This is a genomic window from Nocardia sp. NPDC058497 (genome assembly GCF_042720195.1).
Taxonomy (GTDB): Bacteria; Actinomycetota; Actinomycetes; order Mycobacteriales; family Mycobacteriaceae; genus Nocardia.
In genome coordinates this window covers 1-9005 of the sequence record NZ_JBHXMY010000217.1, presented here as the reverse complement: position 1 = coordinate 9005, position 9005 = coordinate 1, and the positions used below count along the sequence as shown (strand labels likewise).

Here is a 9005-nt window from a genome sequence, read left to right as displayed (position 1 = left end):
ACCGTGGAGTGGCTGGCGTCGATCGCCCAGGATCCTGTCGTCAGCTTCTGGGTCTGTGTCGAGGAAGTCATGACTCCACCCTGACCGGACCGTGGTCCGTTAACCAGACCGCGCTTATCCTGGACCCGGCAGGGCGTGGCTGCGGGGTCGGGGACCGGGCACTATCGAGATATGGCAGGCGAGGACATGACAGATCGACCGGGTGCCCGTTCGGCATTCGCGGAGCTGCTCGTCGCCCGTCGCGCCGAGCTGCGCCCCGAGGACGTCGGCCTGCCCGGCGGCGGCAGGCGCCGCACTCCCGGCCTGCGCCGCGAGGAGGTCGCCGTGCTCGCCGGTGTCAGCGCCGACTACCTGGCCCGGCTCGAACAGGGCCGCGACACCAATCCGTCGATGGCGGTGGTCGACGCGCTCGCCACCGCGCTGCGGTTCAACGACACCGAACGCGCCCACTTCGGCTGGCTGGCACTGACCACCAGCAGCGAATCACGGTGCCCGAGTACGGCTTTCGATCCGGTCCTGGATCAGGTGCCCGCCGCGTTGCGCGGCGTCCTCGACGCGCTCGCCCCGACGCCCGCGTTCGCGCTCGGCCCGCGCGCCAATGTGCTGGCCTGGAACTCCGCGTGGGAAGACCTGGTCGCCCCGCTCGGCCTGCTCGACGACCCGGACCAGGTCAACCTGGCCGTCTGGACCTTCCGTCATCCACTGGCCCGCACCACGGTCACCGACTGGGCCCAGTTCGCCGACTACCTCGCGGACCAGCTCGCCCGAACCCGGCTACGCAGACCCGACGACGAACGCATCGCGGCGATCATCGCGTTCCTGTGCACCGAACCGGAATTCGCCCGCCGCTGGCAACCACACCGCCTGGCCGAGGACATCCCCAGCCTCCTCGGCTTCGAACACCCCAGCCGCGGCACGCTGACCTTCACCGTGCAAACCCTGGCGGCCGACCGCGACCAGCAAGTTGTCATCTGGCTACCGCGCCAGGCCGCCGCCCGCGCACCAGAACTACGTCTGGTACCAGGTCACGCAGTCGGCGAGTGACGCCTGATCTCGCAAGAACATGGGTAACTCACCGGGCACGCCCAAAACCCGCCCCCACGCCTGCCCGTAAGCCCGATCAGGAACGCGCCGCGCCCCTCAGCCGTCGGCCGAAGTCCCGGGGAGGCGGCTACAGTCCGAGTTCGGCCATGCGGGCGGCGTGGCGTTCCTGCATGCGGTCGAACAGGGTCGCGATGCCGTTGAGGTCGCCGGTCGCGGCGAGGACCAGTTCGGCCAGCTCGTCGCGCTGGGCCATTACGTACTGCGCCTGGGTGATCGCCTCGCCGAGGAGCCTGCGGCCCCACAGGGTGAGGCGGTCGCGCTCGGAGCGGCTGGCCGCCACCGCGCTGCGGACCTCGTCGACCACGAACTGCGAATGGTCCGTCTCGGCGAGCACATCGCGCACCACGTCGGCGACCTCGGCGGGGAGCACGCCGACGATCTCGCTGTAGAAATCGGCGGCCAGACCGTCGCCGACGTAGAACTTCACCATCGACTCGAGCCAGGTCGAGGGGTCGGTGGAGGCGTGGTAGGAGTCCAGCGCGCCCTGGTACTGCGCCATCGAGGCCTCGGCGTCGACGCCGCGCGCGGTCAGCGCCGCTTCCAGGGTCTCGAAGTGCGCCAGCTCGGCGGCCGCCATCTTGGCGACGGCCACCCGGCCGCGCAGCGACGGCGCCAGCTTGGCCTCTTCGGCCAGCCGGTAGAACGCGGAGATCTCACCGTAGGCGACGACGGCGAACAGCTCGGTCACCCCCGGGTGATCCGCGGCGAGCGGTTCGGTCGAGACAACATCCGGCGCGGCAGAGGTCTGTGCTCCCATGGATATAGACCTTAGTCCCGACCGATGATCAGTCGCGCTCCGCCAGGAACTTGTCCAGGTAGATCCAGGTTGTATCGCGCGCGTCGGGCCCGGCGAGGATGCCGAGATGGCTGCCCGGGGCGATCTCGTAGGTGACCGACGGGGAACCGGTGAGGGTGCGCAGGCCCGCCTCGACGGCGGCCTTGGGCGTGATCACGTCGGCGGTGCCGCCGACCAGCAGCACCGGCACCCGCACGTCGGCGAGTTCGACGGTGCGGTCACGCAATTGGAGTTTGCCCTTGCCGATGTCGTTGGCGAGGATGAACCGGCCCCAGATCTGGCCGTAGAAGCGGCCGGGGTAGCCGGGCATGGCGGCCTGGAACCGGTCGATGGATTCCATCTTGGCCAGCGTCTCGGTGCGCGCGATATTGCTCGCGAGGAACATCGGCCGTGCCAGCTCCCGCTCGAAGGCAGCGAGCCGGTAGCCGATCTTGACCAGCGGCGCGGGGATACCGCCCGCGGCCCGCACGAACGCGGTGGTGGCCTTGCCGCCGGTGAGGCTCGCGACCGCGCGCAGCTGTGGCATGCCGAGCATCTTGTTGTAGTCGAGAGGCGCGCCGACGCCGGTCACCGAACGGATCGGCAGTTCCGGGTTCGCGGCCGCGGTGAGCAGGGCGAACACGCCACCGATGGACCAGCCGACCAGGTCGACGAGGGCGCCGCCGCGATCGGCGCTGGCGCGCAGGATCGCCTCGGGCAGGATGTCGGTGACCCAGTCCTCGAAGCCCATCCGGCGATCGGCGAAAGAGATGTCGCCGTAGTCGACGAGGTAGGTCGAGCGGCCGGTCGAGACCAGGTGCCGCGCCAGGCTCTGGTCGGGACGCAGGTCGAAGCAGGTCGCGGGCGCGGCCAGCGGCGGCACCAGCAGCACCGCGGAATCCGTTGTGGTGGAAGCGGATTCGGATTCGTAGCGGCGCAGCAAGCGATGCGGCTCGTCCCACAGCACGGTCGAGGGGGCCGGGTTCGGCGGTTCGATGCCCGCGCCGAAGCTCAGCGCCCACGCGTTGCGCGCGGCGGTGGTGACGGTGTCGGTGATGCTCACGACAACTAATGTCGCATACCTGATACCGGCGGTACCAGGTGAGTTCTGTTACACCCAAGGACACGCGCGAAATCCGGGTCGGCCGAATTGCGCTGTGACACACCGCCGGACCCCGGGATCGCGATCGTCGCGCGGGCATTTGCGGCGCTGTGCGGCGGGCCGAAATTCGGGTTGCGAACATTATCACGCTACAATCACCGTGGACAACGCTAGTTTCCTCGCCCCGGCAGACTCTGCGGGCGCGACTCTCCCGCTCTCGCGGGCGCTGCGCTCCACCGGCGTTCAGCGCGGGCGGACGGCGGCGATGTCCACGGAAAATGTGCGCGCACCGAATCCGCATCACCGATGTGCCGCGCCGATGACGCGATAGCGCTCGGTGCAGGCCCGGTGAATATCACAGGCGGATATGTGGTCGTCGCGGGCCGACCGGCCCGCCCCACCTCGTGCGTGCGAGATGCAATGACGAGGAAGGCACGAACCCTGAGCAAGATCACTGTCGAACAGGAACCCGGTTTGACCGACACCCTCCTGACGGCCGAGCTGGACAACACCCATATCCCGCCGAGTTTCGCCGAATTGGGCGTGCGCGAAGAAATCGTGCGCGCACTCGGCGAGATCGGGATCGAACGCACCTTCGCGATTCAGGAACTGACCCTGCCGCTGGCACTGGCCGGCGAGGATCTCATCGGTCAGGCCCGCACCGGCATGGGCAAGACCTTCGGTTTCGGCGTGCCGCTGCTGCACCGCATCGCCACCGCCGACACCGGTACCACCCCGCTCGACGGCACTCCGCGCGCGCTGGTCATCGTGCCGACGCGTGAGCTGTGCATCCAGGTCACCAAGGACCTGGAGAACGCGAGCAAGTACCTGACCAACCACCAGGGTTCGCTGAAGGTCGCCGCCATCTACGGTGGCCGCCCCTACGACACCCAGATCGCCGCGCTGCGCGACGGCGTCGACGTGGTCGTCGGCACCCCCGGCCGTCTGCTTGACCTGGCCAACCAGAACCACCTCATCCTCGGCAAGATCGGCGTGCTGGTCCTGGACGAGGCCGACGAGATGCTCGACCTGGGCTTCCTGCCCGATATCGAGCGCATCCTGGCGATGGTCCCCGACAAGCGTCAGACGATGCTGTTCTCGGCCACCATGCCTGGCCCGATCATCACCCTGGCCCGCACGTTCCTGACCAGGCCGACGCACATCCGCGCCGAGCTGGCCAACGATTCCGCGGTGCACGACCGCACCGCGCAGTTCGTCTACCGCGCGCACGCGCTGGACAAGAGCGAGCTGGTCGCGCGCGTGCTGCAGGCCGAGTCCCGCGGCGCCACGATGATCTTCACCCGCACCAAGCGCACCGCGCAGAAGGTGGCCGACGACCTGGCCGAGCGCGGTTTCGCGGTCGGCGCCGTGCACGGCGACCTGGGCCAGATCGCCCGCGAGAAGGCGCTGACCAAGTTCCGCAAGGGCACCATCGACGTGCTCGTCGCCACCGATGTCGCCGCGCGCGGTATCGACATCGACGACGTCACCCACGTCGTCAACTACCAGTGCCCCGAGGACGAGAAGACCTACGTGCACCGGATCGGCCGCACCGGCCGCGCCGGGCGCACCGGCGTCGCGATCACCCTGATCGACTGGGACGAGCTGCACCGCTGGGCCTCCATCGACAAGGCGCTCGGCCTCGGCATCCCCGATCCGGCCGAGACCTACTCGCGCTCGCCGCACCTGTACTCCGATCTCGGCATCCCGGAGGGCGTCACCGGCATCGTCCGCAAGCCGAAGCCGGTGCGCGAGGAAAGCGATGTGGTCGAGGAGCGCGCCGAGCGTCCCAAGTCGACCCGCAGCCGTCGCCGCACCCGCGGTGGCAAGGCCGACGCGGCCGCCACCGAGTCGGGCACGACCGAAGCGGGCGCCGAGGACGCGGTGCAGGCCGACGACACCACCGAGGGCGACAAGCCGGCTCGCCGTCGGCGCCGTCGCCGCAAGCCCGCCGAGGCGGGCGAGCCCGGCGAGGCAACCGCGACCGAGTCCGCAGCCGAATCGGCACCGGCGGATCCGGCACCGGACGCAGCGGACGACACATCCGCCGAGGCAAAGCCCGCTCGCCGTCGCCGCCGGCGCAAGCCCGCCGATGCTCCGGCCGCCGACAGCCCGGTGACGGTCGACGCTTAGCCAGCCACAACCCGGCACTGCGTACACTCCTTCTCGTGCTCGCACCCGAGCGGCGGACGCGCGCCGATATCTTTGCCGCAGTAGCGATCGCCGTCACCCTCGTGGTGGCGGCGATCGTGGTGTGGGCGCGGGCCGATGTCACCGGGACCGATTCGGTCACCGCGTCCTCGCCCGCGCCGACGGTGACCGCGGCGACACAGCTGCCCGCCACGCTCAGCGAGCTGTGGCACGCGGCCGACGGGGCGAGCAGCCGGGCGCTCGTGTCCGGCAATGTCGCGGTGACCGGCGACGACGGCACCGTCAGCGGCCGGGATCCGGTCACCGGTAAGCAGCTGTGGTGGTATCGCCGTGACATGCCGCTGTGCGCGGTGGAATCCCAGTTCGGCGCCGTGATCGCCACCTACCGCGATCAGCGCGGGTGCAGCCAGACGACGATGCTCGAAGCCGATACCGGCGAGCGCAGGGTCGCCCGCAGCAGCTACATGGACGACGAGATCCGGGTCTCCGGCGACGGCACCTACCTGCTTGCCCTCGGCTCCGACCGACTCGAGATGTGGCGTTCCGATCTGGTGCGCACCCTTGAATACGGCTACGTCGACGCCCCGGTCAATCCGAACACCCAGCCGCGCACCGGGTGCACGCTGCACTCGGCCGCGTCGAGTTCGTCCCGGCTGGCGGTGCTCGAGCGCTGCCCGGACGACCCGTCCGCCCGGCTGACCGTGCTCAACCCGGCGCCCAAGGAGTCGACCAATCCCGAGGAGCACGGCTCGCGCGTACTCACCGCGCCGGGCGCCGACTCCCCCGAGGTCCGCGTGATCGCGGTGTCGGACACCAAGATCGCCGTCTACTACCCACCTACCCCAGCCACCGCCACCGGTCTCGCCCAGCCGGCCAGGATCGCCGTGCACGACGGCACCGGCAACGAGACCGCGGTGCACCAGCTGGCCGCGCCGTGGAACGAGCGCACCACGACGGTGACCCGGCTCGGTTCGGCGATCTACGTCTTCACCGGCGACAGCCTGATCGCGTTGAGCGCGAGCTCATTGCAGCCGGTATGGACGGTCCGTGGCGCGCTGGGCACGCCCGCGCTGATGGCGGGCAGGCTGCTCGTCCCGGTCGCCGACGGCCTGCTCGCGGTGGATACCGCCAACGGCGAGACCGTCGCCCGGATTCCGGTCCAGCGCAGCGACTACAGCGGCGGCACGATCTCCACGGCGGTCCTCGGCTCGACGGTGTTCGAGCGCCGCGGCGGACAGCTCTACGCCCTCGGCTGACGACGACACCGCCTGCCATGATGGACCCATGTCCACCTCCGACGCCCGAGTGGTCCTGCTGCGCCACGGCGAAACCACCTGGTCAAGTCAGCGACGGCACACCAGCCACACCGACCTGCCGCTGACGCCGCTCGGCGAGGCACAGGCCCGCTCGGCCGGACTGGTTCTGAAGTCGCTCGACCTGCGCGATCCGCTCGTCTTCACCAGCCCGCGCCTGCGCGCCAGGCAGACCGCCGAACTGGCCGGGCTCGCGCACGCCGAGATCGACGACGACCTCACCGAATGGGACTACGGCGACTACGAGGGCCTGACCACCGTCCAGATCCGCGAATCCGTCCCCGGCTGGACGGTGTGGACCGCCCCGGTGCCCGGCGGCGAGACGGCCGAGCAGGTCGGCGCCAGAGCCGACCGGGTGCTGAGCCGCGTCGAACCGATCCTGTCCGAGCGCGATGTGGTGCTGGTCGGCCACGGCCACTTCTCCCGCGTACTGATCGCACGCTGGGCGGAATTCGCGGTGACCGAGGGCCACCGCTTCGCGATGTCGACCGGCGCGATCAGCGAACTCGGCTACGACCACGACGCCCACACCGTCTGGGGCCACAACCTCACCACCCGCACCGAACCGATCGAGGGAGCCACCCGATGAGCGGCACGCCTTGGCTGGCACCCTGACCCCGCGCCGATCTCGATCCCGAGAGTCAGGCAGTCGCAGGCAAACTGGGTGCGATCCGTTCTGTCAGACTTCGTGCCACCACGCAGACTTCGTTGCTTCCAGGATTTGCTGGCACGGTAGTGATGCCGTAGGTGAACCCCACCGATCTGTCATAGACAACGATCTCGAGGCTGCCGCCCTTCATCTCAATATTTGCCGTGCATATCACGTTCAGCGCGGAATTCTGCGGGCGTCTCACGAGCGCCCGTCGGCCGTCTGTGGTGAGCTCCTGCGGCTCTACCAGTTTCGGTCTGATGCGCCTGTGATCCCACAGCGCGAGATCGAGTGTGCGCGCCGTCACCGTGACCTCCACCCAGTAGCTGTCCGTGCGAAACCACCGACAACCCCGGTAGTCCACCAAGTGAGGCTTGCCACCCCCAACGCTGAAGCGGTCCTTGCCTGATACCGGTTCCTCGCTGTGCAACTGATGTGCATCCAGCACGTCCCGTGGCACGTCTCGACAAGGGTCGTAGCCCTGCGGTGCCTCGGCAGCAAACGACACCACCGGGATGTTCGATGTGCTCTCACGCGTAGAGGAGCCACATCCCGTTGCGGCGGCGGACACGACCAGAAAGCCTGTCATCACCAGTGCAGCACCACTGAATCGCACAGCCTTCTCCCCATCGGATCAATCGCGATCGACGCTGCGAACATAGCCGACATCGACCGCCCGGAGGGTGCGGTAGTCCCCGGTAGGGGCTCGCAGCCGCCGAGGTCACGGGGTGCGCGGCGACGACGTTTGTCACCGACGACGCGGCGGGATAATCTGCGACCGTCAATGCGTCGCAGTTCGCCGGATGCGGCGCGGAACTTTGAATCCGGGGGGGATGCTACGTGCTCCAGGCTGATATCGATCAGTTGAAGAAGCTGGCGACGACGCTCGACAGCGTGAGCCAGGAGATCGACAAGATCGACGTGCGCACGGCAGGCAACCAGATCGCCGCTGCACTACCGGGCTGTTCGCTCGGTCAGGTGTGCGCACAGACCGGCGAGTTCACCGAGGGCGCGTGGCTTCGAGTCGCCCAGCGCCTGCAGAAGCTGTCGAACATCGTGCAGGTGTCGGCAGCCACCTACGTCTCGACGGACCAAGACTTCAAGAAGATGCTCGATACGATGGACTTCAAGGCGCGGGGGTAGCAGATGCCGACTCGTGATGAGGTCACCAGATGGACGCCCGAGAAGCTCTCCGAGTGGGCTAGCGAGCTGGAAGCCGACACCAAGCACTACGAGGGTCAGCTCGGTCAGATCCTCACTCACTTCTCCAATACCGCCTGGTCCGGCGCGGCCTACAACGCCGCGTCGGATCGCTTCGCTGAAGAGAACGATCAAGGCCGTCGGCTGTCGCAGGAGATCAGCGATGTCGTGTCGGCCCTCCGCACAGCCGATTCACGGCTCGCGAACGAGAAGCGGATCCTCCTCGGGAAGGTGAACGAGGCGGAGAACGACGCGTCGTGCCCGATCCCGTTGAAGGTCGCCGACAACTGGGTGGTGTCCTCGGCGCGGACGAGCGGCGATACCCTCACCGGCGAGCAGCGTCAGACTGTGATCGACAAGGTGAACGCGCATCAGGCCGCCATCAATACCGCCTACTACGCTCTCACGACCGCGGTCAGCGAAGTCAGCGTCACGATCAGCACCGCTGCCCAGGAGATCCGGGTTCGCGGTGACTTGCTCGGCGACGGAATCGACGCCGCGACGGATGCGCCGAGCAACGCGGCCGACCTCGGGACCGAAGACGGCAAAGCCCTCACCGACTACCTCAACACCCATCCCGAAAGTGCCCGCGACCCTGCGGTATTGGATCGGATCGCGAGTCAGTTACCCACGCAGACGCTGACCGAGGAACAGCTGCGAATCCTTTCCCAGGGCGGCACGGTCGATTCGCTGCCGACAGCAGTCCAGGAG

The 9005-nt window shown here is 68.6% G+C and carries 8 protein-coding genes and 1 pseudogene; 6 read left to right on the top strand and 3 right to left on the bottom strand.

Annotation, left to right across the window (positions count from 1 at the left end):
• The first annotated feature begins 186 nt into the window (after positions 1-186).
• Complete coding sequence (locus ACFWPJ_RS16460; protein ID WP_378852139.1) at positions 187-1044, top strand: helix-turn-helix transcriptional regulator; 858 nt, start codon at positions 187-189, stop codon at positions 1042-1044.
• Positions 1045-1171: 127 nt separating this feature from the next.
• Here the strand turns inward: ACFWPJ_RS16460 and ACFWPJ_RS16455 are convergent, their stop codons facing one another.
• Positions 1172-1861 carry a ferritin-like fold-containing protein gene (locus tag ACFWPJ_RS16455; RefSeq protein WP_378852137.1) on the bottom strand — a complete coding sequence of 230 codons (690 nt, stop codon included), beginning with the start codon at positions 1859-1861 and terminating at the stop codon, positions 1172-1174.
• A 28-nt stretch (positions 1862-1889) separates the two neighbouring features.
• Positions 1890-2942 carry an alpha/beta fold hydrolase gene (locus ACFWPJ_RS16450; protein WP_378852135.1) on the bottom strand — a complete coding sequence of 351 codons (1053 nt, stop codon included), beginning with the start codon at positions 2940-2942 and terminating at the stop codon, positions 1890-1892.
• A 459-nt stretch (positions 2943-3401) separates the two neighbouring features.
• On the opposite strand from ACFWPJ_RS16450, the gene ACFWPJ_RS16445 reads away from it, so the two are divergent.
• Genes ACFWPJ_RS16445 through ACFWPJ_RS16435 form a run of 3 tightly spaced genes read left to right on the top strand, consistent with a single transcriptional unit; the run spans position 3402 to position 7034 of the window.
• The gene (locus ACFWPJ_RS16445) at positions 3402-5114 is read left to right on the top strand and encodes a DEAD/DEAH box helicase (protein ID WP_378852133.1); all 1713 of its coding nucleotides are present in this window, start codon (positions 3402-3404) and stop codon (positions 5112-5114) included.
• 35 nt (positions 5115-5149) lie between these two features.
• On the top strand, positions 5150-6388 hold the full coding sequence (locus ACFWPJ_RS16440) for a hypothetical protein (protein ID WP_378852131.1): 1239 nt from the start codon (positions 5150-5152) through the stop codon (positions 6386-6388).
• Positions 6389-6416: 28 nt separating this feature from the next.
• The gene (locus tag ACFWPJ_RS16435; protein ID WP_378852129.1) at positions 6417-7034 is read left to right on the top strand and encodes an acid phosphatase; all 618 of its coding nucleotides are present in this window, start codon (positions 6417-6419) and stop codon (positions 7032-7034) included.
• 52 nt (positions 7035-7086) lie between these two features.
• Here ACFWPJ_RS16435 and ACFWPJ_RS16430 read toward each other — a convergent pair whose 3' ends face one another.
• Positions 7087-7710, bottom strand: coding sequence for a DUF3558 family protein (locus tag ACFWPJ_RS16430; protein ID WP_378852126.1), 624 nt, complete (start codon positions 7708-7710; stop codon positions 7087-7089).
• A 224-nt stretch (positions 7711-7934) separates the two neighbouring features.
• Here ACFWPJ_RS16430 and ACFWPJ_RS16425 point away from each other — a divergent pair, with 224 nt between their 5' ends.
• Positions 7935-8237 carry a hypothetical protein gene (locus tag ACFWPJ_RS16425; protein WP_378852123.1) on the top strand — a complete coding sequence of 101 codons (303 nt, stop codon included), beginning with the start codon at positions 7935-7937 and terminating at the stop codon, positions 8235-8237.
• A gap of 3 nt (positions 8238-8240) precedes the next feature.
• Positions 8241-9005 (top strand): annotated as a pseudogene (locus ACFWPJ_RS16420) (hypothetical protein); the annotation flags it as partial.